The following is a 25,566-nucleotide window of genomic DNA, read 5'->3' on the forward strand; positions in this document are numbered from 1 at the left end:
CGTTGGATGAGAGGAATCGTCTGGGGAATCCAGAAGGGGGCGGGCGCTGAACGGACCTGTGCTAGTCGGTCAATCGCCAAAGGCACTGGAATTGTACTCACTCCTGGTGGCTGCCCCAATGCAGGCAAGGGAAAATTTGCGGTCGGTTGCCATCCGAGTGCGAATGGCAACCGTGCATCATCAAAGAGCTGCTTCCAGCTCCGGGAGCAGGGTGAACAAGTCACCGACCAGCCCGATATCGGCGATCTCGAAGATCGGCGAATCCGGGTCCTTGTTGATCGCCACGATGGTGCCGGCGTCCTTGATACCGGTCAGGTGCTGGATCGCGCCGCTGATGCCCACGGCCACGTACAGCTCCGGCGAGATGATCTTGCCGGTCTGACCGACCTGCAGGTCGCTGGGCACGTAGCCGGCGTCGACCGCGGCGCGCGAGGCGCCCACGGCGGCACCGAGCTTGTCGGCCAGCTGGAAAATCACCTTGAAGTTCTCTTCCGAGCCCACGCCACGACCGCCGGAGACCACGCGCTTGGCGCTCTGCAGGTCCGGGCGGTCGGTCGCGCCAGCGGCCAGGCCGACGAAGCGGGTGTGGGTCGGCAGAGCCGCATCCACGCTGGCCGCTTCCACAGCAGCGCTGCCGCCCTTGGCCGCTTCCGGCCAGGAGGCCGCACGCACGGTCGCCACCACGATCTGGTCGGCCGGCACCTCCACGGTGATGATGGCGTTGCCGGCGTAGATCGGGCGCTTGAAGCTGTGGCTGCCTTCGACGGTCATCAGATCGGAGACCTGGTTGACACCCAGCAGGGCGGCCACGCACGGCATCAAGTCCTTGCCGAAGGTGGTCGAGGGGCCGAATACGTGGGTGTAGCCGGTGGCCAGCTGCGCGATCTGCGGGGCCAGCACCTGGGCCAGCGCCTGGGCATTGGCGGCGTTGGTCACGGTCAGCACCTTGGCCACGCCCGCCAGCTGCGCGGCCTCGGCGGCCACGGCGGCCGGATCGGCGGCCAGCACCAGCAGGTCGATGCTGGCGCCGCTGATGGCAGCAGCCGCACTGACGGTCTTGGCGGTGGCGGCATTGAGCTTGCCATCGTGGTGTTCAGCGACAACGAGGATCTTGGTCATTACAGCAACCCCTTCTGCTTGAGTGCGGCGACCAGTTCGGCCGCGTCCTTGACCATCACGCCCTTGCTGCGCTTGACCGGCGCGGCGTACTGGGTGGTCTTGAAGGTGTCGGCTGCTTCAACACCGAGGTCGGCCAGCTGCAGGGTCTCCAGCGGCTTGGCCTTGGCCTTCATGATGTCCGGCAGCTTGATGAAGCGCGGCTCGTTCAGGCGCAGGTCGGTAGTGACCACGGCTGGCAGGTCCACTTCCAGCGTTTCCAGGCCGGCATCGACCTCACGGGTGACCGTGGCCTTGCCGTCGGCGATCTCCAGCTTGCTGGCGAAGGTCGCCTGCGGCCGGCCCCACAGCGTGGCCAGCATCTGACCGGTCTGGTTGGCGTCGTCGTCGATGGCCTGCTTGCCCAGGATCACCAGGTCCGGCTGCTCCTTCTCGACCAGCTTGAGCAGGGTGCGCGCGGCGGTGAGCGGCTGGATGGCCTGGTCGGTCACGACATGGATGGCGCGGTTGGCGCCCATGGCCAAGCCATTGCGCAGGTGCGCCTGGGCATCGGCCGGTGCGATCGTGGCGACCACGACTTCGGTGGCGATGCCCTTGTCACGCAGGCGCAGCGCTTCTTCCAGCGCGATTTCATCGAAGGGGTTGGGGGACAGCTTGACGCCGTCGGTGACCACGCCGGAACCGTCCGGCTTGACCTGAATGCGGACGTTGTAGTCCACCACGCGCTTGTACGCGACGAGGATTTTCATCTGGTGCACGATCCTTGGTAGGGCCGGCCGCTGGCCGGCTCGCAAAACTGGAGAACATCCGGCTTCCGGAAGGACGGCCGGCTCGGGGGTGGGACCTCGATTCTAACTGGCCCGGCGTCACCATGCGAATGCGTATGGTGACGCCTACTCAATCCCGCACGCGCTGCCGCCTTGCCCCACTTTCCGGTAGACGTTCCCCCCGAAAGTTCCATACGCCCGGGTGGGGTCCACCTCGACTTCGCCGACCTTTTCATAAAGGCCAGTTGCACGTACGGAAGCATCGACGATATCTGCGCCGGGGAACTCGGTGCGATTGGAGGTCAAAATGACGTCCGGCGAGCAGGCCCGAAGGGTCGCAGATAAGTGGTCCCCGTCCATTTGTCCCTTGATCAGGGCCAAGCTTAGGTCGCTCAGCGAGGGCGAAGGGGGGCGAAGATCGGTCAGTGGAAACAGCGGATACATGAAACCACTCACGCTGAGAGTCCCACCCTGTGGCGCAGCGCCGCGGATCAAGTCAGCTGCGATGAGGTAATTGGTGCCCCCATGCAGTTCTTTACTCCAACCCATCTCAGCCGTGCGCCGAGCCTCCTTCAAGCCAGCGGGCAACAGGCTGGCCATTTGCCACGCTGGCACAAGCGAAAACGCCGCCGCAACAGCCAGCGCCCCGGTTGCTACTGTTTTCCAGCGTTCGGTCGTCAATGATCTCCACGCCCAAGCGCACAAGCCGGCCATGCCTGGAAGACATGCGGAAAAATGGTAAGCAAATCCGATCTTTGAAGCAGGCTCGATCAGTGGGAGTAGTGACGCCGCCAACCAAAACCACGCTCGGCCAGAGACTGCGCGCCTGTGCGTTCCGCAGGCCCGCGTCAGCAATGCCACCACGGCAGCCGCCGTCACGAGAAGCGGAATCTTGGCCATCTGTATGGCTGTAGTGGCTCCGCTCAGAAACAACGCATTCTTCTGGCCTTGGAGCGCGGCAAAGCTGATGGCCGCGTCCTGATAAGACTCAATCAGGCCCGCCAGTCCTCCACGCGCGCTCAACACGACCAAAAGAATGATGACGGCCGCCAGCGCCGCGCCTAAGCACAGCGCGATGACGTTGCGGATACCGTGCCGGATCCAGACCGCAACTGCGGCCAGCAGGGCAAAGGGTGCAAACGACTCTCGCAGCAGTACACATGCAGCGACCAGCGCCCCTATCACAGCCCATCTGGATCGCGTAACAGTCTCGGCCTGGGAAAACGACATGGCCAGAAAAAGCGGAATATAGGCCGCGAAAAAGCTGTTCTTGAATCCGTTCTGAATGAAGGGCCCAGCACTCATCGCAAGCAGAAACGAGACCGACAAAAGAGCGGCTACGGTGAGGCTGCCGGATTCCCGCACGAGAATTCCAAATAGCAGCAATCCGGCTGCTACGGCTACCAGCAGATCCACGATCCGCAGGAGGACGAACGGGTTCTCTGGCAGGAAAAACACCCAAGACGTCAGCATCGGGTAAAGCATCAGGTAGCCGTCCCCAGGCAAACCTTGGCCGCTGGCCAATGAGTCCCCGATACGCATGGCGTAATAGGCGTAATAGCCTTCGTCAGTCAGCGGAAAGCCCGAGAGGCCTGCAATACGCGGCACGGCCACTGCGATGATCACGGTGGCAACTGCAACAAGGGATGCCCATGCGCTCCATCGTCGAGGATGATCGGGTGGTCGAGCTGGGTTCACGTACAGGATTCCGGTAGGCCAAGTAGCGGTTTTCAAAGACGCGGCGGAGCTTAACAGCGTTGGAACACGGCGGGAAAGGCGCGAACGGGAACTGCAGCCTTCGCGTCAGTGGTTAACGCAAATGTAACGCATTCCTGTCGGTGAGATGAGAGTTTCATGCAGGTTGGGCCTGCGGGCGGGCCTCCGATGTATTCTGTGTCCCCTTTCTGCGATCCCGTGCATGGCGGCCAACGCTGAAGTCGCACGCGCTTGCTACATCATCGACATAGTTAGGAGAACAGGTAGTGCCCACATGGCTTGTCACCGGCGGTGCCGGATTCATTGGCGGTAATTTCGTACTGGAAGCCGTCGCCAAGGGCGTGCGGGTCATCAACCTGGACGCGCTAACCTACGCCGGCAACCTGAAGACGCTGGCCCCGCTGGAGGGCAATCCCGACCACGTATTCGTTCATGGCGATATCGGCGACCGCGATCTGGTGGCACGCCTGCTGGCCAAACACCAGCCCGATGCGGTGCTGAATTTCGCCGCAGAAAGCCATGTGGACCGCTCCATCGACGGCCCCGGTGCCTTCATCCAGACCAACGTGGTCGGCACCTTGGGTCTGCTCGAGGCGGTGCGCGACTATTGGAAGGCGCTGCCGGCCGACAACGGCCAGGCCTTCCGCTTCCTGCATGTCTCCACCGACGAGGTGTACGGCACCTTGGGCGAGACCGGCAAGTTCAGCGAGACCACGCCGTACGCGCCCAACTCGCCGTACTCGGCGTCCAAGGCGGCCTCCGACCATCTGGTGCGCGCGTTCCACCACACCTACGGGCTGCCGGTGCTGACCACCAACTGCTCCAACAACTACGGCCCGTACCACTTCCCCGAGAAGCTGATCCCGCTGGTGATCGCCAAGGCGCTGGCCGGCGAGCCGCTGCCGGTGTATGGCGATGGGAAGCAGGTGCGCGATTGGCTGTTCGTGTCCGACCACTGCGAAGCGATCCGCACCGTGCTGGCCAAGGGCCAGGTCGGCGAGACCTACAACGTGGGCGGGAACTCCGAGAAGGAAAACATCGAAGTGGTGCACGCCATCTGCGCCCTGCTCGATGCACGCCGCCCGCGCGAAGATGGTCAGCCGCGCAGCAGCCAGATCACCTATGTCGCCGACCGTCCGGGCCATGACCGCCGCTACGCGATCGATGCAAGCAAGCTCAAGGACCAGCTGGGCTGGGAACCTGAGTACACCTTCGATCAGGGCATCGCCTTCACCGTGGACTGGTACCTGGACAACCAGGAATGGGTCAACGGCGTGCTGGACGGCAGTTATCGTCTGCAGCGCATCGGCACTGCGGATTGAATCAAGGACCCAACATGACCCAGCGTAAAGGCATCATCCTCGCCGGTGGTTCTGGCACCCGGCTGTACCCCATCACCAAGGGCGTCAGCAAGCAGTTGCTGCCGGTGTACGACAAGCCGATGATCTATTACCCGCTCAGCGTGCTGATGCTGGCCGGGATCCGCGATGTGCTGATCATCAATACTCCGCACGAGCAAGCGCTGTTCCAGGCACTGTTGGGCGATGGCTCGCAGTGGGGCATGAACATTGAGTACGCCGTACAGCCAAGTCCGGATGGCCTAGCCCAAGCCTACCTGATCGGGCGCGACTTCGTCGGTGGCAAGCCAAGCTGCTTGGTGTTGGGCGACAACATCTTCCACGGACATGGTCTACGCGAAGTGTTGCGAAATGCCGATGAGCGCGATGCGGGTGCAACCGTATTTGGCTATTGGGTAAACGATCCAGAACGGTACGGTGTGGCTGAGTTTGACAAGGACGGCAAAGTCATCGATCTCGTCGAGAAACCGGCCAATCCGCGGTCGAACTATGCTGTCACCGGCTTGTACTTCTACGATGGCAATGCCAGCGACTACGCTGCCGAGCTGAAGCCTTCGCCGCGCGGCGAGCTCGAGATCACCGATCTCAATCAGCGGTACCTGCGTGAGGGAAATCTGCACCTGGAAGCGTTGGGGCGAGGCTATGCCTGGCTGGACACGGGCACGCACCAGTCGTTGCTAGAAGCGTCAAACTTCATCGAGACCATCCAGACGCGTCAAGGCCTGCAGGTCTGCTGCCCGGAAGAGATCGCGTTTGGACAGCGTTGGATCAGCGCCGAGCAACTGGAGGCGTTGGCTGCTCCCCTTATCAAGAATGGGTACGGACAGTATCTGCACACGCTGGCGCAGCGCGGAATTGTTCCTTGAAATTGATCCCGACCAATCTTCCTGGATGCCTGTTGATAGAGCCGGCGGTTTTTGGTGATTCGCGCGGATTCTTCTTTGAAACATGGAACGCCGAGCGCTTCGCTGCCAGCGGCCTGCCAACCCAGTTCGTGCAAAGCAATGTTTCCAGCTCGGCCAAGGGCGTATTGCGAGGCTTGCACTACCAGTGGCCACGCCCGCAGGGAAAGCTGGTCAGCGTGCTGGAAGGCGAAGTCTACGATGTTGCCGTGGACATTCGCAGAGGCTCACCGACCTTCGGTCACTGGGCGGCCACTATTCTCAGTGCAGAGAATCGCAGACAGTTCTGGATACCGGAAGGATTCGCACACGGGTTTGTGGTGCTGTCCGAACGCGCTCTGTTCAATTATCTATGCACTGACGTGTACGTGAAAGAAGCGGATGCTGGCATCCGTTGGAATGATGCGGACGTCGCGGTGGACTGGCCAACTAGCGCGCCGACGTTGTCAGCAAAAGATGAAACGGCTCCGTTCCTCAAGGACATCGCTGCAGATCGGCTGCCGGTTTACTCGCCTTGAATCGTGCAACCACCGTGCTTGTGTTCGGCGGGAATGGCCAGCTGGGTTGGGAGCTGATTCGCGCCCTGCGACTTCAAGCGAATGTAGTAGCGACCACGCGCAGTGGTCGCCTCCCCGATGGCGCGCCCTGCGAAGTCGTCGATTTCGACCGGCCGGATGACCTAGTCGACGTGTTGGATCGCGTTCGTCCGGATTGGGTCATCAATGCGGCGGCTTACACAGCCGTAGATCGCGCCGAAGACGATCAAGAGGCCGCATGGCGCGCCAACGCAGAGGCGCCCGGTGTCGTGGCGAGGTGGTGCGCGGCGGCGGGCGTGCCGCTGGTCCACTACTCCACCGATTACGTGTTCGACGGTCAAGGCACCCGCCCGTACTGCGAAGATGATCCTACCCGCCCACTCGGCGTATACGGTGAAAGCAAGCTGGCCGGTGAAAACGCAGTCCGTGCTGCCGCAGGTCGTCATTTCATCTTCCGCACGGCGTGGGTGTACGCATCGCACAGCGCGAACTTCCTGCGCACGATGCTGCGGGTGGGTGCGGAACGCGACGTGCTGCGCGTGGTCGCCGACCAAGTGGGTACGCCGACGCCGGCGGCGTTGATTGCCGACGTGACCGTACAGGCACTGCAGCACGATGGCGCGCTGTCGGGTACCTGGCATCTGACGGCCACCGGTGAGACCAGCTGGCACGGTTTTGCCGAGGCCATCTTCACCGAGGCCGTCGCCGCCGGTGTGCTGGCGCGCGCACCGACCGTCGAGGCGATCACCACCGCCGAGTACCCGACACCGGCCAGGCGTCCTGCGTATTCGCACCTGGATGTGGCGAAGCTGGAGAAGGATTTCGGCGTCACCCTGCCACGCTGGCAGGACGGCCTGAAGCGGGTCATCGCGGACTGCTGACCCAGGCCTGGAGCCACGCATGGCGTGGCTCTACCGGCAACAAAAACCCGGCCTTGGCCGGGTTTTTGTTTATCTGTCTGCCGTCGATCAGGTACGACCGTACGTATCCTCGAACCGCACGATATCGTCTTCGCCCAGATAACTGCCGGACTGCACTTCGATCAGCTCCAGCGGCAGCTTGCCCGGGTTCTTCAGGCGATGGGTCACGCCCAGCGGGATGTAGGTGCTCTGGTTCTCGGTGAGCAGCAGTACCTCGTCGCCGCGCGTGACCTCGGCCGTACCGCTGACCACGATCCAATGCTCGGCGCGGTGGTGATGCATCTGCAGGCTCAGCGTTGCACCCGGCTTGACCGTGATGCGCTTGACCTGGAAGCGGGCGCCGTTGTCGATCGAGTCATACGCACCCCAAGGGCGGTACACCTTGCGATGCCAGGTCGCTTCGGGACGGCCATCGGCCTTGATCCTCGCGACGACCTGCTTGATCTCCTGCATGCGGTCGCTCTTGCCGACCATGACTGCATCGTCGGTCTCGACCACGATCACATCGTCCAGGCCGACCAGCGCGATCAGGCGCTCGCCGTAGGCGAAGGTGTTGCGGCAGTCAATCGCGATCACGTCGCCGTGGTGGGCGTTGCCATCGCCATCCTGTTCGGACACGTCACGCAGCGCGGTCCACGAACCGACGTCGTTCCAGCCGGCATCCAGCGGCACCACCACGGCATCGGCGGTCTTTTCCATCACCGCGTAGTCGATGGAGTCCGACGGCACGGCGGCGAAGGCTTCTTTGTCCAAGCGGGTGAAATCGCTGTCGCGGCGCGCCTGCTGCCAGGCAGCGCGGCTGCCAGCCAGCATCGCAGGATGGAGCGTTTCCAACTCGGCCAGGAAGCGGGAGGCCTTGAACAGGAACATGCCGCTGTTCCAGAAGTACTCACCCGACTGCACGTAAGCGCTCGCCGTCTCCGCATCGGGTTTCTCGACAAACCGGTCCACGGCGCGGACATCGCCGCCGGAGGCCGCCTTGATATAGCCGTAGCCGGTTTCCGGGCCGGTCGGCACGATACCGAAGGTCACCAGCTTGCCGGACTCCGCGGCCGGTACCGCGCGCAGCACAGCGGCGCGGAACGCATCCTCATCTGCGATCACGTGATCCGAGGGCAGCACCAGCAGCAGTGCATCATCGCCATCCCGGGTGGCTTCCAGTGCGGCCACCGCGATCGCCGGTGCGGTGTTGCGACCGACCGGCTCCAGCAGGATCGCCTGCGGTTCCACGCCGAGCTGCTGCAGCTGCTCGGCGGCGACGAAGCGATGTTCCTCGTTGGCGACAATCAGCGGCGCACGGCCGGCGATCGGCGCAACGCGCTGCCACGTGGCCTGCAGCATGGTCTGTTCGCCGGCCAGGGCCAGGAACTGCTTGGGGTAGGACTCGCGCGACAGCGGCCACAGGCGGGTGCCGGAGCCACCAGAAAGGATGACGGGAAGAAGAGTCTGCATGGTGGAGGGCTCGCCTCAGGCGTCCTTGATCAACTGGGAGAGCTCATCAGTGCGTGCCCGCAGCAGTGCCGCGTCGCCCCGGGTCTCGACATTCAAACGGAGCAGCGGCTCGGTGTTGGAGCTGCGCAGGTTGAAACGCCAGTCGCCAAAATCGGCACTGATCCCATCGGTGTGATCCAGCGACGGCGACTGCGCGGCAAAGTGCTCCATCACGCGGGCGACGGAACGCTTGGCGTCGGTGACCTTGAAGTTGATCTCGCCGCTGCACGGGAACTTCTGCATGCGGGCCTCGACCAGATCGGCCAGCGAACGGCCGGACTCGGATACCAGCGCCGCAATCAGCAGCCACGGGATCATGCCGGAATCGGCGTAGGCGAATTCGCGGAAATAATGGTGCGCACTCATCTCGCCACCGTAGACGGCGTTTTCCGAGCGCATCTTTTCCTTGATGAAGGCGTGGCCGCTCTTGCACAGCACCGGCTGGCCACCGGCTTCCTCGACCATCTCCACCGTGTTCCAGGTCAGGCGCGGGTCGTGCACGATCTTGCCGCCGGGCTGGCGTGCCAGGATCGCCTGGGCGAGCAGGCCGACCAGGTAATAGCCTTCGATGAAACGGCCGTTATGATCAAAGAAGAAGCAGCGGTCGAAATCGCCATCCCAGGCGATACCGAAATCCGCGCCATGCTCGCGCACGGCCTGCGCGGTGAGCTCGCGGTTTTCCGTCAGCAGCGGGTTGGGAATGCCGTTCGGGAAGCTGCCATCGGGCTCATGGCAGATGCGGACGAACTCCAGTGGCAGGTGCGGGGCGAGCAGGTCCACGATCGTACCGGCGCCGCCATTGCCGGCGTTGACCACCAGCTTCAGCGGCTTGAGGGCCTTGGGCTCGATGTAGCTCAGCAGATGCGCGATGTAGGCGCTCTTGTCCGGATGCGACTGCAGGCCGGCACGCGGCGCGGCGGCGGGCGTCTGGTCGGCTTCGACCGCGTCGGAGATGGCGAACAGGCCGGTATCGGAGCTGATCGGGCGGGCCTGCTCTTTGACCAGCTTCATCCCGTTGTAATCCATCGGATTGTGGCTGGCGGTGACCATCACGCCACCGGCGGCCTTCAGATGATCCACCTGGAAGTAGACCTCCTCGGTCCCACACAGGCCGATATCGAGCACTTCACGGCCGGCGCCGCGAAGGCCTGCGGCCAGGGCGTCTTGCAGGGCCTGGCTGGTCAGGCGGATGTCATGACCGACCACCACGGTGCCTGGGGAGAGTTGGGCATCCAGCGCCACGCCGATACGGCGGGCCAGGTCTTCGTTCAGTTCATCCGGCACGCGGCCGCGGATGTCGTATGCCTTGAATGCGGGGAGCGTCATCTATTCCAGTCCTTCTGACAGTCAGATTATCAGTGTAGCCGTACCCATGTATGGGAATCGTTTTCACCTAACGGAAGGACAGGAACTTGTGGCCGAAGTAGCTCGAAAACACCGGAACGGCCACGCCCACCGCATGGGCGATCTCCAGCCGGAACTGGTCCACCCCCAGCCACGGCAGCAGGTGGAAGGCCAGCAGGGTAGAGACGATCCAGGTCTGCAGCACGGCGAGCAGGTTTACCAGGGCGAAATAGACCGCCGAATGGTGGAGCGGGCGGGCACTGTCCTTGAACACGAACAGGCGGGCCAGTGCGAAGGCCGTCACCATGCCCGTCAGGTAGGCCAGCACGATGGCCGGGGTGAAACCCAGCCAATGGCTGTAGCCGATCCGGGAAAGCACGTTGACCAGCGCGGCCAACCCACCGACCAGCAGGAACAACAGGAACTGCCGCGAGGCCAGCGCCTGGATCATGCCACCACTTCCCTGGCCAGCATCCGGCCGAAGCCGATGCTCTCGGAGATGCCACGGTCTTCGGGGTAATAGTGGGAGGTATCGGCCACCCACAGGCCCTCCACCGGCAGCTTGCGCGGCGGCAGGCGGTCAAGGAAGCCCGGTTCGCAGATGGGCTGGGCGTGCCGATAACGGCTGGCGCGGATATCGATGAAGTCGTCCTCGACCAGCGTTGGATTGATCTGCATGAGGTAGCGGCGCACCTTGTCGATGAACACCGCATCCGGCTCGGCGTACTTGGGGTGTTCGCCGGGCATGTAGAACGGCACATAGACGATGTGCGCGTCCATCGGCCGCAGGTTGGTGTACTCGACGATGCCGGGGATATCCATGTCCGGGTCGTTGGTGTTGACCCAGAAATTCTCCGACACGCGACGGCGCAGCTTGGCGATCACGCACACCACCGCGATGTTGTTCAGTGCGCGGAATCTGGCAAGGATGTCTTCGGGAAGGTCGGGGGCCAGCCGCGGCACGAACGGCAGCGGTATGGTCGACACCACCTTGTCGAAGGCCAGGCGCTCGCCATTGACCTCCAGGCCACGCACCTTGCCCTGCTCGATCACGATGCGCTGTACCGGCGAGGACAGCCGCACCTGTCCACCGTGTTGGACGATGTCGGCATGCAGTCCCGTCAGCAACGTCGACGAGCCACCGTCAAGGTAGCCCAGCTTCTCTCGCATCAGGCTGTATCGCGAGCGACCGATGCGACGGATGCGGCTCCAGATCCACGCCGCGGAGAGGTTGTCGGCGTAGTGGTAGAACTTGTAGTCGAACAGCTTGCGCCACAGCACCTCGTAGGCGTCCGCGCCCACCCAGCGACGGATCCAGCCGCTGGCGTCGACATGGTCCAGGGGGGCCCAGTCCGTGCGCCGGGTACACAGGAAGGCGTGCAGGCCGTAGCGGAACTTGGCCACCAGACCCAGCCCCTTGAAACGCAGGAGGGCGACGGGATTGCCCCACGCCTGCAGGCGCTTGTTGAACCAATAGCCCATCCGGGTCTGGGTCCAGTGCATCTTCGAGGCCAGGCCGAGCTCGTCCAGCACGGTCAGGAAGTCCGCATCGGAGGTGCAGTGGAAATGGTAGTAGCGCTCGATCTGGATGCCACCGAAATCGAAGCTGGCGGTCATGCCGCCAACGCGGTCGTCGGCTTCAAAGATGACCGGCTGATGGCCATCGCGGGCCAGCTGGTAGGCCACGGCCAGGCCCATCGGGCCGGCGCCGAGGACGGCGATGCGTTCGCTCACGATCAGAACTCCAGGGTGATGTCGCCGTACTCGGGATCGTTGAAGGTCGCCTCGATCGCCTCGGCGAACGGGGTCGGCTGCACGCCGAAGATGCCCGGCCAGTCGATCACCTCGAACTCATCGTGCGCGACCAGGGCCTTCAATTGGGCCGCAGTGAACGGCGGGTCGCGGTCGAACAGCGCCCAGGTTTTCAGCAACACGTGGAACAGGCCGTAGGGGATGTGCAGCAGGATCGACCGTGCACCGGTGCTGCGTTTGATCTGCGCGATGATGTCCACATAGTCGACCTTCTCCAGGCCGGTGATGTTGTAGCGCTGGCCGGCCATCCGCGAGCGCAGGCAGCTGGCGATGATGGCGGCGAAATCGCCCGCATACAGCGGCTGGCGCATGAAGCGGCCGTCGCCGGGGATGGGGAAAACCGGTACCTTGCGCATGAAGCGCGACAACCAGCCCAGGTGCTTGCGATCAAACCAGCCGAACATCAGCGTCGGTCGCAGGATCACTGCGGCGATGCCGCTGCCGGCGACCAACTGCTCCTGCTCGCGCTTGGTACGGGTGTAGTCATCCTCTGCCACCGAGCACACCACGGACGAACTGACATGCACGGTGTAGGGCACGGCATGACGTTGGATCGCGCTGAGGATGTTGTGGGTTGCCGTGATGTTGTTGCGCACGAACGGCAGGGGATCGGTGCCGCCGATCTGTGCCTGCAGCATCACCACCGCATCGGCGCCGACGAAGTGCTCTTCCCATGCGCCGGGATCGGCCAGGTCGGCCAGCGCGGTCACCAGTGCCGGGTGCATGCGGCGCAGGATCGCGAGGTTCGCCTCGTGCTTATCGATCACCACCAGGTTGCGGTAGCCCTGGCGCAGGAGAATGGCCACCAGATTCTGTCCGACCAGGCCGGCGCCACCAGGAATGACGATCTTCTGGTCAAACACATTGGACATGGCAGTACTCACAGCGAGATCCGGTTGAACACGGCCTGCGGCAGCAGGCGGATCACCAGCATGATCAGACGCCAGAAGCCGGGTGCATACAACACCGGTGTGCCACGCCCGATGCCGCCGATGATGCGCTTGGCTACCTGGTCGGGGCTCGCCCATAGCGGGCCCTTTCGCAGGTGTGCGGTCATCGGCGTATCCACGAAGCCCGGGCGGATATCCACTACGGCCACGCCGCGTTTGTGCAGTCGCTGGCGCAGGCCGCTGAGGAAGGCACTGGTCGCCGCCTTGGCCGCGCCATAGGCATAGTTGCTCTGGCGTCCCCGGTCACCCGCCACCGACGTGATCACCGCCAGTGTGCCGGCGCCGGCCTCGTCCAAGCGGTTGGCGACCGGTCCCAGCAGCGCCATGGTGGCGCCGCCGTTGGTGGAGAATTCCGAGAGGAATACCTCCACCGAGGCTTCGCACTCGGCCTGGTCGGGCAGGGTGCCGTGAGCAACCAGCACCACGTCCGGACGCCCCAGTGACGTCCAGGCCTGTTCGATCATGCCGGCGTGCCCGGCCAGGTCATTGATGTCCAGCGCGTACTCGTGGACCTGCGCCGCACCGCGCACGGCAAGATCGGCGCTGATCACTGATAGCCGCGCGGTGTTGCGTGCCACCAGGAACAGCGTCGCACCCCGGGCGGCATAGCGCCGGGCGACCGCTTCGGCGATGGCGGACGTCGCGCCGATGATGAGGATCTTCTGCATGCTTACTCCGTGACCCGGCGCCAGAAGCCGGATGAAAAACGCGGATCGATGAAACGCGAAAATGCCTGCCAGTGCGGATAGGCGTGCTGGAAAGCGTGGGCCGACATGCGCGCATCCTTTGCGGGATACAGAGCGCCGCCGGCGGCATCGACGATCCGGTCCAGGCGGTCCAGCAGCTGAAACACCGCAGGCCCACTGTTGGGGAAATCGAGGGCCAGTGTGGTGCCCGGGCGCGGGAAGGACAGCATGCCGCGCGATGGCGTGTCGCCGAACTGTTTGAGCACGGCCAGGAACGAGCCGTGGCCGCTGCGGGCGATATCCTGCAACAGCGCCGCCACCCCATCAGCCGCGGTGGCCGGTGGCAGCACGCACTGATACTGCAGGAAACCCGCCGGACCGTACATGCGGTTCCAATGGCCGATGCTGTCCAGCGGATGGAAGAACGGCAGCAGGTGCGCTACCGAGCGCTTGCGCCGGGCCGGCTGGCGCCAGTAGTACAAGGCATTGAACGGACGCAGGGTGAGTCGATTGACCAGCGAAATCGGCGGCGTCAGGGGCATTGCCGGCCGACGGCGCGGCGCCGTCGGCCGTTCCTCCGCGCGCTGCGCCGCATGGTCGGCGCGGGTGAAATGGCCTCGCCCCAGGCTGCGCCCGCGTGCCAGGCAGTCGATCCACGCCACCGTGTACTCGTGGGTAAGCGCCGACGCCTGGGACAGCGAGAAGAACTCGGCCAGCGACCCGAAACGGATGTTCTCCACCTCCAGGCTGGTGCCCGGCACGCGGCGCAGCTGCAGTTCGGCCCAGGTCACCAGGCCGGTCAGGCCCAGCCCCCCCACGGTCGCCGCGAACCAGCCCTCGGCGTCGTCGTCGGCACGGCACACGCGGCGACTGCCGTCGCTGCGCAGCAGCTCGAAAGCGACCACGTGATGGCCGAAGTTTCCGCAGCGGTGATGATTCTTGCCGTGCACATCATTGGCGATCGCACCACCGACCGTGACCTGGGACGTGCCTGGCGTCACCGGCAGGAACCACCCCTGTGGCAGCACTAGCGAGATGATGTCCTCAAGCGTGGCACCGGCTTCGCATTGGAGGCGGCCGGATACCGGATCGAACGCGATGAATCGGTCAAGCCCGCGTGTGCGCAGCAATGTGCCGCCCGGGTTCTGGCAGCTGTCGCCGTAGCTGCGGCCGTTGCCATAGGGCAGCGCGCTGCCGGCGATTTCCGGCAATGCGTGCAGACGATCATGCAGCGAGACACGGGTGTGCTCGGCGCGTGGGTAGCGCCCCCAGGAATCGCCGTCGTCGCGCATCAGATCGCCACCAGCGCGAACAGCGCGCACAGCAGGGCGACCACCTGGCTGGGGCGGTCGGTGGCTGCGAACACGATCGGATCGTCGTGCATGTCACCACGATGCGCGATCACCCAGGCCCGGCTGACCCAATACAGCAGCACCGGGCAGATGAACCACAGCAGTTTGGGATTGCGGTACAGCTCGATGCTCTCGGGGCTGTTGATATAGAGCGCCATCACCATCACTGCGATGTAACCGGCGGCGGCCCCGAGCGATTGCAGCAAAGGCAGGTCATCCACCCCGTAGCCACGCCCGCTTGCCATGGTCTTCCCACGAGCCAGCATGGCGTGCAGTTCGGTGTAGCGCTTGAGCAGCGCCAGCGAGAGAAAAATGAACATGCTGAAGGCCAGCAGCCAGAACGACAGTTCGGCATTGATGGCAATCGTGCCGCCAATGATCCGCACCGTATACAGGCCGGCGAGCAGCACCACGTCAAGCATGACGACGCGCTTGAGTCGCAGCGAGTAAGCCAGGGTGGCTGCGTAGTATATGAGCAGCACAGCGGCGAAGCCCGGGCTGCAGGCCAGCGCCACCAGCAACCCGGCCGCGGTCAGCAGCGGGGCGACCAGCAGCCCATGCAGCAGCGGCAGCCGGCCGGCGGCAAAGGGGCGCCTGCGCTTGCGCTGGTGCTCCCGGTCCGCGCCCAGGTCGAGCAGGTCATTGAGTACGTACACGCCGGAGGCGCACAGACTGAACGCGACGAACGCCAACAGTGACTGCACCACCGCCTGCGGCTCCAGGAAGCGGTGCGCGGTCAGCAGCGGGACGAACACCAGCAGGTTCTTGAGCCATTGGTGCAGGCGCAGCGCCTTGACCCAGGCACCTGCACGCGGCGGCGCGGGCCAATGCGCGTGCACAGGGGTGTGCTCCGCAGCAGCGCGGGCCAAACGGTCGTCATTGTTGACGACCCAGGCACCGGCGGCCCGCCGCCACACGGCCAGGTCGACCTTGCCGTTCCCGACGTAATCGAAGCCGCGTTCGCCGAATGCGTCGACCAGCGCCTTCGCCTTCCGCGTCCCGGACAGATTGTGCTCGCCATCGCTGGCCATGACGCGTTCAAACAGGCCCAGGTGCGCGGCGATGGGCGCGACAAGCAGCGCATCGGAGGCCGTGCACAGCACCCGCGGTCGCTGCGTCGTGTTGCGCAGCAGTTCCAGCACCTGCGGGTTGTAGGGCAGGTGTTCCGGCGCCAAGGTGACCCGCGCTGCGATCTGACGTTTCAGGGCGGCCTTGCCCTGGATCAGCCAGAACGGCAGCAGGAACAGGTACAGCGGCTGCCGCGCCAGCAGGGCCAGCAGCGACTCATACAGGATGTCCGAGTCCAGCAACGTACCGTCCAGATCCACGCACAGCGCGAGGTCCGGTGCGTCGGCAACGGGGGAGGAAGGCATCAGGGACATGAGCAGGGCAGGAGAACGTGCATGGGGGAATTGTAGCTGCCCCGCCAAGCCGAGCCGTGTGCGGCGCTGGCTAAGGTGCTCCATGCTCTGTCGGCGGGGTGCTTTGCTGCGGTGCAGCCGAGCCAACGCCAGAGCTCCCGGTAGAATGGGCGTTTGTTCACCAGCAGGGCGCAACCATGGAAAACACCAGTGCCGCCAAGCGGCGCGGAAAGCAATACGCCAGTGCGGCGGAAGCGCTGCAGGGCGCTGTCGCCGATGGTCAGACCCTGGCGGTCGGCGGGTTCGGCCTATGCGGTATCCCCGAAGCACTGATCGCCGCGCTGCGCGATACCGGTGCCAAGGATCTGACCGTGATCTCCAACAATGCGGGCGTCGATGGCTTTGGCCTCGGCCAGCTGCTGACCACCCGCCAGATCCGGAAAATGATCTCGTCCTATGTGGGTGAGAACAAGGAATTCGAACGCCAGTACCTGGCCGGTGAGCTCGAACTGGAGTTCAACCCGCAGGGCACCCTGGCCGAGCGGTTGCGCGCCGGTGGCGCCGGCATCCCGGCGTTCTTCACTGCCACCGGCTACGGCACGGTGGTGGCCGAGGGCAAGGAAACCCGCGAGTTCGACGGCAAGCACTATGTGATGGAGACCGCGCTGCGCGCGGACATCGCACTGGTCAAGGCGTGGAAGGCCGACGAGGCCGGCAACCTGGTGTTCCGCAAGACCGCGCGCAACTTCAACCCGGCCTGCGCGATGGCCGGCAAGCTGTGCATCGTGGAAGTGGAAGAGGTGGTGCCGGTGGGCAGCATAGATCCGGATCAGGTGCATCTGCCGGGCATCTACGTGCACCGCATCGTGCACAACCCGCATCCCGAGAAGCGTATCGAACAGCGAACCGTGCGCCAGGAGGCGAACTGAGATGGCCTGGACCCGCGATGAAATGGCACAACGCGCCGCGCGCGAACTGACCGACGGCGCTTACGTGAACCTGGGTATCGGCCTGCCGACCTTGGTCGCCAACCACATTCCCGACGGTGTGGATGTCTGGCTGCAGTCCGAAAATGGCCTGCTCGGCATCGGCCCGTTCCCGACCGAGGCAGAGGTCGACGCAGACCTGATCAATGCTGGCAAGCAGACGGTGACCGCGCGTGCGGGTGCCAGCTACTTCGGCAGCCACGACAGCTTCGCGATGATCCGCGGCGGCCACATCAACCTGGCCATCCTCGGCGCGATGCAGGTGACCGACAAGGGCGACCTGGCCAACTGGATGGTGCCTGGCAAGATGGTCAAGGGCATGGGTGGGGCGATGGATCTGGTCGCCGGCGTGCAGCGCGTGGTGGTGCTGATGGAGCACACCGCCAAGAGCGGCGAGCACAAGATTCTGCCCGAGTGCACGCTGCCGCTGACCGGTGTGGGCGTGGTCGATCGCATCATCACCGAGCTGGCCGTGTTCGATGTCACCGACAAGGGCTTGGTGCTGGTCGAAGCAGCCCCGGGCGTGGGTATCGAGGAGTTGAAGGAAAAGACCGGCGTGGCGTTCCACGGCGGGTAACCCGGTGGGCGATCCTGGCAATCAGCCAGGATCGTTCTGCCCGGTGGACTGGCTCTGCTGGGTGAGGCAGGTGAAGCCCGCGTAGGCCACCACCTCGTGCAGCATGACCTCCAGAACCTGGGCGAACATGGCAGGTGAGCCTGTCCGAAACGCTTGAAGTTCGCTCGGCAGCAGATGAGCGTCCAGGATCGGCCGCAAGGCCTGCAGCCTGATCCAGTAATGCAATGGCGCACGGGTACGCGCCCGGCTGGGAGGGGCAGCCGTGATCCCAAGACGTGCGCGGACGCGCGACCATTCAATGGCCTCCGCGTGCGGTTGCCCGGCCTCGCTCGTGCCGATCCACAACAGGCCGAGAGAGGTATCGCTGGCGAGTGCAGCCAAAGCGCGCTCGATCGCAGACCCGGACAATGCGGTCAACGTACTCTGGAGTGCGCCGTCCTGCGCCAATGTTTCCTTGTCCAACTGCAGCCGGAGCACCGAGGCGTGCTGCTGCCCAGGCAGGCGATCCACGATCTGCAGGAACGACACCAGTGGCAGCGCGTCCGAAACCACCAGTTCGATTCTCCCTGGTGGCTGCTTTCCGGTGAGGAGAGACGCCAGTGCCGGGCTTGCTGCTCGCGTAGTGACGACGAAGATCCGCCGGATGCTCAGGCTCTCGCCCAACTGCTCCAATGCGCTTGAAAGCCGAGCTGGATTGATCGTCTCAATCACGGCATAGGCCTCGGTCGCCATAGGCGCTTGCAGCTCTATCAATGCGCGCCGTGTTGCATCGAGATATGCATGCCCTAGCCGTGCATCCGGCTCCAGCACCGCGCCCTCGGCCCACTCATTCCACGCGTTGATGAACACCATCCGCCGGTCGGCCGGCACCGCGGCCAGACGTGTGTGCACGGTGGCCGACAACCAGTCGCCATAACCGCGTGGTGAGGCATGCAGATAGACGCGGCCTTTGCCGGAACGGCGCGCTTCATTGTCCCAGCCCGGATTGACCCCGGGGTAAAGCGTGTAGGGCGGCAGCGGACGCGCGGCGATCTCTGCGGCCAGCTCGCGCCAGTCGCGCACATCACCTTCAAAATCCGGATTGATCAGATACTGGTCGGCCGTTAGCGAGCGCGGGTTGCTCATGTTCGGCGGGAACTCGACAGCCGCGTCGAATCCGATGTCGCGTGGATCCGGGCGTTCAAAGCCCTGTACATACGCCAGATGAATCTCGCCGATGCCGTTGTCCAGGCACCACTGCCGCCAGCGCTGGGCGGTCGCGCGAGCATCGGGTAGCAGGTGCGGACGGTAGACCAGCAGCATGGGCTTACCGTCGACTTTCAATGCACGGCGGTCACGCAGGTAGTCGGCGACGTGGGCGATGAAGGCCAGGTCATCTTCGGCGCTGTGCTGCTGCCCGATCAGGATGTCCTCGTCGCGACCGTCCCAGCGCCGGGCCCAGTTCTCGTTGGCCCAACACAGGCAGAACGGCAGGTCGATGCTGTCATCGGCCAGCCACTGGCGCAGAGGTGCTTCCATCAACGTGGTGCCGCTGAACCAGTAGTAGTAGAAGCAGAACGCGCCGATGCCGTACTCGCCGGCCAGCTGCGCCTGGTCGCGCATGATCTGCGGGTTGCGCAGATCATAGAATCCCAGGTCAGCAGGCAGGCGCGGCTGGATGTGGCCCTCGAACTGGGGCAGGGCGCGGGTGACATTGCGCCATTCGGTGAAGCCCTTGCCCCACCACGCATCGTTTTCGGCGAACGGATGGAACTGCGGCAGGTAGAACGCCACGAGTGTGGCGGGCAGCTGCGCGGGCAAGGCCTCCACCCGATGCGGTACATGGCCGATTGCGGGCTCATCGGCGCGCTGCGGAGGACGATGGGCGGTAGCGGCCGCAGCAGCGCTGCGGCCGCGGGGCGGTGGCGGGACCCAGTCGCCGTGGTCGCGCAGGAAGCGTGCGCGAAGCCGATCACGCTGACCATCGGTCAGCGGCAATGCCCGGAATCCGGCGCGCAGCGCGACGAAGACCACTTGGCGCAGCCTGGCCTTGATCGTGCTCACGCGCGACGGGCCTCGATCCAGGGGAAAACAACAGCAGGCATGCAGGCTCCAGCGGTACAACGGGTTGGTCGCCATTCTCGGGGTTTGCCTGCGCATGGGCAAATCCCGGCGTGCTAGCGTCACCCCATGGATCTCCACCTCCCCGACGCCCAGGTGCACTGGCACCGCCACTGGCTGCCCCACGCCGCCGCCGACACCCTCCAGCGCGCCCTCCGCGACGACGTCCCGTGGGAGGTGCACAAGATCCGCATGTTCGGCCGCCAGGTCGATTCCCCGCGGCTGAGCTGCTGGATGGGCGACCCGGCGGCGCGCTACCGCTATTCCGGTACCGAATTCGTGCCGCAGCCCTGGCATCCGGCGCTGCTGCCGCTGCGCGATCAGCTGGCGACCTTCTGTGGCCACGCGTTCAACAGCGTGCTGCTCAACCGCTACCGCGATGGCGATGATGGGATGGGCTGGCACAGCGACAACGAACCCGAACTGGGGCCGGCCCCGGTGATCGCGTCACTGACTCTGGGCGCGGCGCGGCGGTTCCTGCTGCGGCGTCGGGACGACCATGCGAAGAAGGCCGAGGTGCTGCTCGACCATGGCGATCTGCTGGTGATGGGCGGGCAGACCCAGCGCCTTTACCAGCATTCCCTGCCCAAGAGCGCCCGGCCGCTGGCCGAGCGCCTCAATCTCACGTTCCGCTGGATCAACGCACCCGGGCAGGGGTGACCGCACTGCGGGCGTGATCCTGCTCACCGGTGACCAGCGTCCAGCCCACCACGTTCGTGGTCAGCGTCTGCAGCCCCTGTTCCAGCGCGGTGGTGACCTGGGCGACGTCGGTGCTGCCGACCGGGTTTTCCTGGCGGAAGGTGCGGTCGGCGACCACGCGCTGGTCGATCACGTGAATCAGCTTGGCGTTGACCTCGATCAGCGCGGTCGGCGTGGCCTGGCCGCGGTAGTCGGCTTCGAAGCGACGCACGTCCATCGCCAGTTTGTAGTCGGCGCGGATGCCGGTGGTGACGCGGGCGACGCCGTTGATACGGCCCGAGTCCTCGAAGCCGCGCACCAGCGCGTCATCGAGCATGTCGGTGGCCGGCTGGGCCCAGCTCACGCCCTTGTAGACCTCCAGCTCGGAGGGGGTCGGGCGCACGTTGATGCGCGGGCTGTCGACCACCCGCGCGGCGCTGGGCTTGACCAGTACCAGCTGCCAGTCGACGGTCGGCCAGCTCGGGTCGGCCTGGATGCGGACCACGGGCGAATAGATGGTCACCGCACTGCGTTCGTTGCTGCCCAGCAGCGAGCAGCCGCCGAGCGCGGCGATCAGGGCGATCGGCAGCAGGGGCCGGAAGAAGGTCGGGCGGCTCATTTGGGTTCGAACTCCTTGGGTGCGTCACGGCCGAGCAGGTAGCGTGCCGGGTTGTTGTCCAGGCGGTCGCTGACCCGGCGCAGGTCGCGGATCAGTCCACGCAGCTCGGTCAGGGTCGGGCCGAGCTGGGCCAGGCCATCGTTGGCGAAGCTGTTGATCGCGGCGCGGTTCTCGCCAAGGATCGAGTCGGCGTTGCCGGCGGCCGAGTCCAGCTTGCTCAGCGTGGTCTCCAGCTTGTCCAGGATCGGCGGCAACTGCTGCACCAGATTCTTGTCCAGCCGCTGGATGGTGCCGTTGGTGCTCTTCAGGGTGACATCCAGGCTGCGCGCGGCATCGCGCGCGCTGAGCAGCAGCGCCTGGGTGCCCTGGTCACGGTCGGCCAGGCCGCCGCTGATGGTTTCCAGATTGGCCAGGGTCGCGTTGATGCTGGCCACATTGCGGTCGCTGAGCACCTGGTCCATGCGCTCGACGATGCGGTTGGCTACGTCGGTGATGTTCTGCAGCGCCGACGGGGTGGTCGGGATGATCGGGGCCGGGTCCTTGTTGACGGCGGTCAGCGCGGGGGACTGGGGCGTACCGCCGCTGAGCTGGATGATCGACGGACCGGTCAGGCTGGTGATCGCCAGCTTGGCGCGGGTGTCGGTCTTGACCGGGGTATTGGAGTTCAGGCGGATCCGCGCGACGACCTGGCGCGGATCATCCGGCACCAGGTTCAACTCGGTGATCGAGCCGACCGCGATGCCGTTGTATTGCACCGGGCTGCCCACCGACAGGCCGGTGACGGCCTCGCGGAAGACCACGCGGTACTCGGTCCAGGTGCGGTCTGAAGAGTACTTGGCGGCCCACAGGCCGAAGGCCAGCAGCGCCAGGCCCACTATCAGGGTGAAGGCGCCGATCAGGACGTAATTGGCTTTGGTTTCCATGGCTTACTCGCTCTCGTGCTTTGCATCGCGCGCAGCACGCGCGCGCGGTCCGTGGAAGTACTCCTGGATCCACGGGTGGTCCAGTTGTTCGATCTCGTGCAGCGGGGCATTGGCGATGACTTTCCTGTCGGCCAGCACCGCCACCCGGTCACAGATCGCATACAGCGTGTCCAGATCATGTGTGATCAGGAAGACAGTCAGGCCCAGCGCTTCCTGCAGGGTCTTGATCAGGCGGTCGAAGGCGGCCGCGCCGATCGGGTCCAGCCCGGCGGTGGGCTCATCCAGGAACAGCAGCGGCGGGTCCAGCGCCAGCGCCCGGGCCAGGCCAGCGCGTTTGCGCATGCCGCCGGACAACTGCGAGGGCAGCTTGTTGATCGCATCGGCCGGCAGGCCGGCCAGCTTGACCTTGAGCAGGGCCAGTTCGTAATGCCAGCGCTCGGGCAGCTCGCCGTGATGTTCCTTCAACGGCACCTGCACGTTCTCGCCCACGGTCAGCGAGGAGAACAGCGCACCATCCTGGAACAACACGCCGGTGTTGCGTTCGATATGCAGGCGGTTGGCCGGATCGCTGGAGCGGGCATCGACGCCCAGCACCTCGATCTGGCCATCGTCCGGCGTGCGCAGGCCGAGGATGCTGCGCATCAACACCGATTTGCCGGTCCCCGAGCCGCCGACCACGCCGAGAATCTCGCCGCGGCGCACATCCAGGTCCAGCCCGTCGTGTACCACCTGGGCGCCGAAACGGTTGGTCAGCCCACGCACGCGGATCAGCAGTTCACCGTCATCGGTGGCGGCGTCATCGCGCTCAGGGGCCGGGGCGGTATCGGTGATCATCGGTTACCAGCCCATCTTCATGAACCACAGCGCGGCGAACGCGTCGAGGATGATCACCAGGGAAATGGCCTGCACCACGCTGGAGGTGGTGCGCTCGCCGACCGACTGCGCGGTACCCTCGACTTTCAGGCCTTCCAGGCAGCCGATCAGGCCGATCACCAGCGCGAACACCGGCGCCTTGGACAGGCCCACCAGCATGTTGCGTACTTCCATGGTGTCGTGCATCCGCGCGATGTACATCTGCGGCGGGATATCCAGATCGAACGCGCCCACGGTGATGCCACCGGCCAGGCCGGCGACCATGGCAATGAAGGTCAGCAGCGGCAGGGTGATCAGCAGGGCGATCAACCGCGGCAGCACCAGCAGATCGACCGGGTCCAGGCCCAGCGTCTTCATCGCGTCGATTTCTTCGCGCGCCTTCATCGCACCGATCTGCGCGGTGAACGCACTGGCGGTCCGGCCGGCCAGCACGATGGCGGTCAACAGCACGGCGAACTCGCGCAGGAAGGCGATGCTGACCAGTTCGACCACATAGATCTCGGCGCCGAAGTCGCGCAGGATCGTCGAGCCGAGGAAGGCGATCACCGCGCCCACCAGATAGGACAGCAGGGCCACCAGCGGCACCGCATCCAGGCCGACCTGTTCCATCTGGGCCACGGTGGCGGTGAGACGGAATCGGCGCGGTTCCTTGATCAGGCGCGCACCCTTGACCAGGTTCTCGCCCAGGAAACTGGCCAGGGCCACGATGTTGTGGCCCATGCCATGCACGCTGACACCCAGCCGTTCCAGTGCGGCCAGCACACCGAAGTCGCGCTTGGCCTTGGGCCGGTCGTCGGCGACTTCCTCGATGGTCGAGACCAGCGCACGATGCTCCTCGCGGAACGTCACCGCGTCTTCGCCGAGATCGGCGCGGTGCGCGACGCGCAGCAGCTGCAGCACGCCGGCCGAGTCGAGCGCGGTGATCCCGCTGGCATCCAGACCGGTCACCTTCTCCGGAAGGCCACGCAGCACTTCGGCCGCGTCCAGCGCGGTGCGTAAAGTCCAATGACCAGACAACCGGATCAGACCGGGGTCCTGGGCATCCTGCTCGAGATGGGGGGCTTGGTCTGAGGTCATGTAGGCGTCCTGCGCGCAGCATAACCTGTCCGGGTGCATGGCTCGCGTATGCGCCGGACGGGGCTGAACGCGTCGCTCGGCCACACCGCGGGCGCCATGCCGCGATGCGATGACACCGGGATTCTTCAGGCCGGGGCGTGTTCGGGTAATACTACGCCGCATGTCTGCCGACGCCCCCACCATCGTTGCACCACCGGCCACCTACGCACAGCGCGTGGCCTTCGTTTCGGAAATGGCCGGGCGCCTGCACAGCTATGGCACCACCGCGCAGCGGCTGGAAGCGGCCGTGGTCGCGCTGGCGCAGCGTCTGGACCTGGATTGTGAGCCGTGGTCTAACCCGACCGGCCTGATCCTGAGTTTCAGCGACCCTACCAAGGCGATCGGTTCATCGGACATCACCCGCGTGATCCGGCTGGCACCGGGCGAGAACGACCTGCATAAACTCAGCATCGCCGATCAGATCACTGATGCGGTGGCCAATGGCACCATGAGCATCGCGCAGGGCCACACCGCGCTGCGCCAGCTGGACAAGGATCCGGGCCGCTGGGGCAAGATCCGCACCATTCTTTCCTACAGCCTGGGCGCGGCAGGCGTGGCCGGCCTGTGGAAGCTGCCGTGGCTGGACATCGCCACCGCCGGCGTGATCGGCCTGCTGATCGGCGTCATGGGCATGTATACCGACCGCCGCCCGGCCACGCGCGAGGCCAATGAAGCATTGGCGGCGCTGCTGGCCGGCTCGGTGGCGACCCTGGTGGCTTCCTTCATCGGGGCGCTCAACCTCAACACGGTGATCATCGCCTCGCTGGTGGTGCTGCTGCCCGGGATGTCGCTGACCAATGCGGTCAACGAGCTGGCCAGCCAGCACTGGGTCTCCGGCACGGCACGGTTTGCCGGTGCGGTGACCACGATTCTGAAACTGACAGTGGGCGCGGTGATCGCAGTGACGCTGTCGGGCATCGTCGGGCTGGAGCCGCTGGTGCGCGCCTCGCGGCCGCAGGCCGATTGGGTCGAATGGGGCGCGTTGCTGCTGGCCGCGTTCGCGTTCGCGATGTTGTTCAAGGCCAACCGTCGCGATTTTCCGTGGGTGATGGCGGCGGCCGTCGCCGGCTATGCGATCTCCAAATTCGCCGGACAGGCGTGGGGCATCCCGGCCGGCATTTTCATGTCCGCGATGCTGCTCACCGCCGCAGGCAATCTGTTTGGTCGGCTGGCGCAGCGCCCGGGCGCGATCATCCGCTTGCCTGGCATCATCATGCTGGTGCCCGGCAGTACCAGCCTGCGCGGCGTGCTGACCCTGGTCCAGCAGCAGGACATGAGCGCTGGCCAGACCGTGCTGATGACGGTGCTCAACGTGGTGATGGCGCTGGTGGCCGGCCTGCTGTTCGGCAATCTGCTGATCCCGGCGCGCAAGAATCTCTGACG

The 25,566-nt window shown here is 65.1% G+C and carries 24 protein-coding genes; 8 read left to right on the top strand and 16 right to left on the bottom strand.

The features are described from left to right. Nucleotides 1-180: 180 nt before the first annotated feature. From ABE463_RS03650 to ABE463_RS03660, 3 genes are all read right to left on the bottom strand, one after another. On the bottom strand, nt 181-1,119 hold the full coding sequence (locus ABE463_RS03650; RefSeq protein ID WP_346467291.1) for an electron transfer flavoprotein subunit alpha/FixB family protein: 939 nt from the start codon (nt 1,117-1,119) through the stop codon (nt 181-183). Then, complete coding sequence (locus ABE463_RS03655; protein WP_070426566.1) at nt 1,119-1,865, bottom strand: electron transfer flavoprotein subunit beta/FixA family protein; 747 nt, start codon at nt 1,863-1,865, stop codon at nt 1,119-1,121. Before ABE463_RS03655 ends, ABE463_RS03650 begins: the two co-directional genes overlap by 1 nt. A gap of 144 nt (nt 1,866-2,009) precedes the next feature. Beyond that, the gene (locus ABE463_RS03660; protein WP_346467292.1) at nt 2,010-3,509 is read right to left on the bottom strand and encodes a hypothetical protein; all 1,500 of its coding nucleotides are present in this window, start codon (nt 3,507-3,509) and stop codon (nt 2,010-2,012) included. 356 nt (nt 3,510-3,865) lie between these two features. Here ABE463_RS03660 and rfbB point away from each other — a divergent pair, with 356 nt between their 5' ends. The 4 genes from rfbB to rfbD are packed head-to-tail and all read left to right on the top strand — an operon-like array spanning nt 3,866 to nt 7,276. Further along, nucleotides 3,866-4,921, top strand: coding sequence for a dTDP-glucose 4,6-dehydratase (rfbB, locus tag ABE463_RS03665; protein ID WP_346467293.1), 1,056 nt, complete (start codon nt 3,866-3,868; stop codon nt 4,919-4,921). Between the two features lie 14 nt (nt 4,922-4,935). Continuing rightward, nucleotides 4,936-5,823 carry a glucose-1-phosphate thymidylyltransferase RfbA gene (rfbA, locus tag ABE463_RS03670; RefSeq protein ID WP_346467294.1) on the top strand — a complete coding sequence of 296 codons (888 nt, stop codon included), beginning with the start codon at nt 4,936-4,938 and terminating at the stop codon, nt 5,821-5,823. After that, nucleotides 5,820-6,377, top strand: coding sequence for a dTDP-4-dehydrorhamnose 3,5-epimerase (rfbC, locus tag ABE463_RS03675; RefSeq protein WP_346467295.1), 558 nt, complete (start codon nt 5,820-5,822; stop codon nt 6,375-6,377). The genes rfbA and rfbC overlap by 4 nt, the downstream gene beginning before the upstream one ends. Next, nucleotides 6,374-7,276, top strand: coding sequence for a dTDP-4-dehydrorhamnose reductase (rfbD, locus tag ABE463_RS03680; protein ID WP_346467296.1), 903 nt, complete (start codon nt 6,374-6,376; stop codon nt 7,274-7,276). Before rfbC ends, rfbD begins: the two co-directional genes overlap by 4 nt. An 87-nt stretch (nt 7,277-7,363) precedes the next feature. On the opposite strand, the gene ABE463_RS03685 is transcribed toward rfbD, so the two are convergent. From ABE463_RS03685 to ABE463_RS03720, 8 genes are all read right to left on the bottom strand, one after another. Next, nucleotides 7,364-8,767 (bottom strand): mannose-1-phosphate guanylyltransferase/mannose-6-phosphate isomerase, encoded by a 1,404-nt coding sequence (locus ABE463_RS03685; protein ID WP_346467297.1) that lies wholly within the window; start codon nt 8,765-8,767, stop codon nt 7,364-7,366. A 15-nt stretch (nt 8,768-8,782) separates the two neighbouring features. Beyond that, nucleotides 8,783-10,132: a phosphomannomutase gene (locus ABE463_RS03690; protein WP_346467298.1), complete on the bottom strand. Its 1,350-nt coding sequence runs from the start codon at nt 10,130-10,132 to the stop codon at nt 8,783-8,785. A 67-nt stretch (nt 10,133-10,199) separates the two neighbouring features. Next, nucleotides 10,200-10,601: a GtrA family protein gene (locus tag ABE463_RS03695; RefSeq protein WP_346467299.1), complete on the bottom strand. Its 402-nt coding sequence runs from the start codon at nt 10,599-10,601 to the stop codon at nt 10,200-10,202. After that, nucleotides 10,598-11,884, bottom strand: a complete 1,287-nt coding sequence (locus ABE463_RS03700) for an NAD(P)/FAD-dependent oxidoreductase (RefSeq protein ID WP_346467300.1) — start codon at nt 11,882-11,884, stop codon at nt 10,598-10,600. Before ABE463_RS03700 ends, ABE463_RS03695 begins: the two co-directional genes overlap by 4 nt. Before the next feature lie 2 nt (nt 11,885-11,886). Continuing rightward, nucleotides 11,887-12,834, bottom strand: a complete 948-nt coding sequence (locus ABE463_RS03705) for an NAD-dependent epimerase/dehydratase family protein (RefSeq protein WP_346467301.1) — start codon at nt 12,832-12,834, stop codon at nt 11,887-11,889. A gap of 8 nt (nt 12,835-12,842) precedes the next feature. Further along, complete coding sequence (locus ABE463_RS03710; RefSeq protein ID WP_346467302.1) at nt 12,843-13,580, bottom strand: SDR family oxidoreductase; 738 nt, start codon at nt 13,578-13,580, stop codon at nt 12,843-12,845. 2 nt (nt 13,581-13,582) lie between these two features. Beyond that, the gene (locus ABE463_RS03715) at nt 13,583-14,890 is read right to left on the bottom strand and encodes an FAD-binding oxidoreductase (RefSeq protein WP_346467303.1); all 1,308 of its coding nucleotides are present in this window, start codon (nt 14,888-14,890) and stop codon (nt 13,583-13,585) included. After that, nucleotides 14,890-16,323 (bottom strand): UbiA family prenyltransferase, encoded by a 1,434-nt coding sequence (locus ABE463_RS03720; RefSeq protein ID WP_346467304.1) that lies wholly within the window; start codon nt 16,321-16,323, stop codon nt 14,890-14,892. The genes ABE463_RS03715 and ABE463_RS03720 overlap by 1 nt, the downstream gene beginning before the upstream one ends. Before the next feature lie 185 nt (nt 16,324-16,508). On the opposite strand from ABE463_RS03720, the gene ABE463_RS03725 reads away from it, so the two are divergent. Both ABE463_RS03725 and ABE463_RS03730 read left to right on the top strand, forming a co-directional pair. Beyond that, nucleotides 16,509-17,240, top strand: coding sequence for a CoA transferase subunit A (locus tag ABE463_RS03725; protein WP_265309678.1), 732 nt, complete (start codon nt 16,509-16,511; stop codon nt 17,238-17,240). A 1-nt stretch (nt 17,241) separates the two neighbouring features. After that, nucleotides 17,242-17,874 carry a CoA transferase subunit B gene (locus tag ABE463_RS03730; protein ID WP_346467305.1) on the top strand — a complete coding sequence of 211 codons (633 nt, stop codon included), beginning with the start codon at nt 17,242-17,244 and terminating at the stop codon, nt 17,872-17,874. Between the two features lie 21 nt (nt 17,875-17,895). On the opposite strand, the gene ABE463_RS03735 is transcribed toward ABE463_RS03730, so the two are convergent. Continuing rightward, nucleotides 17,896-19,917 (bottom strand): glycoside hydrolase family 99-like domain-containing protein, encoded by a 2,022-nt coding sequence (locus ABE463_RS03735; RefSeq protein ID WP_346467306.1) that lies wholly within the window; start codon nt 19,915-19,917, stop codon nt 17,896-17,898. 126 nt (nt 19,918-20,043) lie between these two features. On the opposite strand from ABE463_RS03735, the gene ABE463_RS03740 reads away from it, so the two are divergent. Further along, nucleotides 20,044-20,634 (top strand): alpha-ketoglutarate-dependent dioxygenase AlkB, encoded by a 591-nt coding sequence (locus ABE463_RS03740; protein WP_346467307.1) that lies wholly within the window; start codon nt 20,044-20,046, stop codon nt 20,632-20,634. Here ABE463_RS03740 and ABE463_RS03745 read toward each other — a convergent pair. From ABE463_RS03745 to ABE463_RS03760, 4 genes are read right to left on the bottom strand one after another with little or no spacing between them, the layout of a single operon-like run. Next, entirely contained in the window at nt 20,612-21,271 is a 660-nt protein-coding gene (locus ABE463_RS03745) for an ABC-type transport auxiliary lipoprotein family protein (RefSeq protein WP_346467308.1), read from the bottom strand. The genes ABE463_RS03740 and ABE463_RS03745 overlap by 23 nt on opposite strands. Beyond that, entirely contained in the window at nt 21,268-22,194 is a 927-nt protein-coding gene (locus ABE463_RS03750; RefSeq protein ID WP_019182569.1) for an MlaD family protein, read from the bottom strand. The genes ABE463_RS03745 and ABE463_RS03750 overlap by 4 nt, the downstream gene beginning before the upstream one ends. A gap of 3 nt (nt 22,195-22,197) precedes the next feature. After that, entirely contained in the window at nt 22,198-23,028 is an 831-nt protein-coding gene (locus ABE463_RS03755) for an ABC transporter ATP-binding protein (RefSeq protein ID WP_346467309.1), read from the bottom strand. Nucleotides 23,029-23,031: 3 nt separating this feature from the next. Continuing rightward, on the bottom strand, nt 23,032-24,144 hold the full coding sequence (locus tag ABE463_RS03760) for an ABC transporter permease (protein WP_259261782.1): 1,113 nt from the start codon (nt 24,142-24,144) through the stop codon (nt 23,032-23,034). Nucleotides 24,145-24,304: 160 nt separating this feature from the next. On the opposite strand from ABE463_RS03760, the gene ABE463_RS03765 reads away from it, so the two are divergent. Beyond that, complete coding sequence (locus ABE463_RS03765) at nt 24,305-25,564, top strand: threonine/serine exporter family protein (RefSeq protein WP_088432072.1); 1,260 nt, start codon at nt 24,305-24,307, stop codon at nt 25,562-25,564. Nucleotides 25,565-25,566: the final 2 nt, after the last annotated feature.

Source organism: Stenotrophomonas sp. TWI819 (assembly GCF_039673075.1).
GTDB classification, from domain to species: Bacteria; Pseudomonadota; Gammaproteobacteria; order Xanthomonadales; family Xanthomonadaceae; genus Stenotrophomonas; species Stenotrophomonas rhizophila_B.

What these genes read in the sequence shown, in the direction of transcription:
- ABE463_RS03725 (WP_265309678.1), top strand. Translation starts at nt 16,509, where the DNA reads ATGGAAAACACCAGTGCCGCCAAGCGGCGCGGAAAGCAATACGCCAGT.
- ABE463_RS03650 (WP_346467291.1), bottom strand. Translation starts at nt 1,119, where the DNA reads ATGACCAAGATCCTCGTTGTCGCTGAACACCACGATGGCAAGCTCAAT.
- ABE463_RS03655 (WP_070426566.1), bottom strand. Translation starts at nt 1,865, where the DNA reads ATGAAAATCCTCGTCGCGTACAAGCGCGTGGTGGACTACAACGTCCGC.
- ABE463_RS03710 (WP_346467302.1), bottom strand. Translation starts at nt 13,580, where the DNA reads ATGCAGAAGATCCTCATCATCGGCGCGACGTCCGCCATCGCCGAAGCG.
- ABE463_RS03720 (WP_346467304.1), bottom strand. Translation starts at nt 16,323, where the DNA reads ATGCCTTCCTCCCCCGTTGCCGACGCACCGGACCTCGCGCTGTGCGTG.
- ABE463_RS03765 (WP_088432072.1), top strand. Translation starts at nt 24,305, where the DNA reads ATGTCTGCCGACGCCCCCACCATCGTTGCACCACCGGCCACCTACGCA.
- ABE463_RS03740 (WP_346467307.1), top strand. Translation starts at nt 20,044, where the DNA reads ATGGATCTCCACCTCCCCGACGCCCAGGTGCACTGGCACCGCCACTGG.
- ABE463_RS03750 (WP_019182569.1), bottom strand. Translation starts at nt 22,194, where the DNA reads ATGGAAACCAAAGCCAATTACGTCCTGATCGGCGCCTTCACCCTGATA.
- ABE463_RS03705 (WP_346467301.1), bottom strand. Translation starts at nt 12,834, where the DNA reads ATGTCCAATGTGTTTGACCAGAAGATCGTCATTCCTGGTGGCGCCGGC.
- rfbA (WP_346467294.1), top strand. Translation starts at nt 4,936, where the DNA reads ATGACCCAGCGTAAAGGCATCATCCTCGCCGGTGGTTCTGGCACCCGG.
- ABE463_RS03760 (WP_259261782.1), bottom strand. Translation starts at nt 24,144, where the DNA reads ATGACCTCAGACCAAGCCCCCCATCTCGAGCAGGATGCCCAGGACCCC.
- ABE463_RS03690 (WP_346467298.1), bottom strand. Translation starts at nt 10,132, where the DNA reads ATGACGCTCCCCGCATTCAAGGCATACGACATCCGCGGCCGCGTGCCG.
- ABE463_RS03695 (WP_346467299.1), bottom strand. Translation starts at nt 10,601, where the DNA reads ATGATCCAGGCGCTGGCCTCGCGGCAGTTCCTGTTGTTCCTGCTGGTC.
- ABE463_RS03715 (WP_346467303.1), bottom strand. Translation starts at nt 14,890, where the DNA reads ATGCGCGACGACGGCGATTCCTGGGGGCGCTACCCACGCGCCGAGCAC.
- ABE463_RS03730 (WP_346467305.1), top strand. Translation starts at nt 17,242, where the DNA reads ATGGCCTGGACCCGCGATGAAATGGCACAACGCGCCGCGCGCGAACTG.
- ABE463_RS03755 (WP_346467309.1), bottom strand. Translation starts at nt 23,028, where the DNA reads ATGATCACCGATACCGCCCCGGCCCCTGAGCGCGATGACGCCGCCACC.
- ABE463_RS03745 (WP_346467308.1), bottom strand. Translation starts at nt 21,271, where the DNA reads ATGAGCCGCCCGACCTTCTTCCGGCCCCTGCTGCCGATCGCCCTGATC.
- ABE463_RS03685 (WP_346467297.1), bottom strand. Translation starts at nt 8,767, where the DNA reads ATGCAGACTCTTCTTCCCGTCATCCTTTCTGGTGGCTCCGGCACCCGC.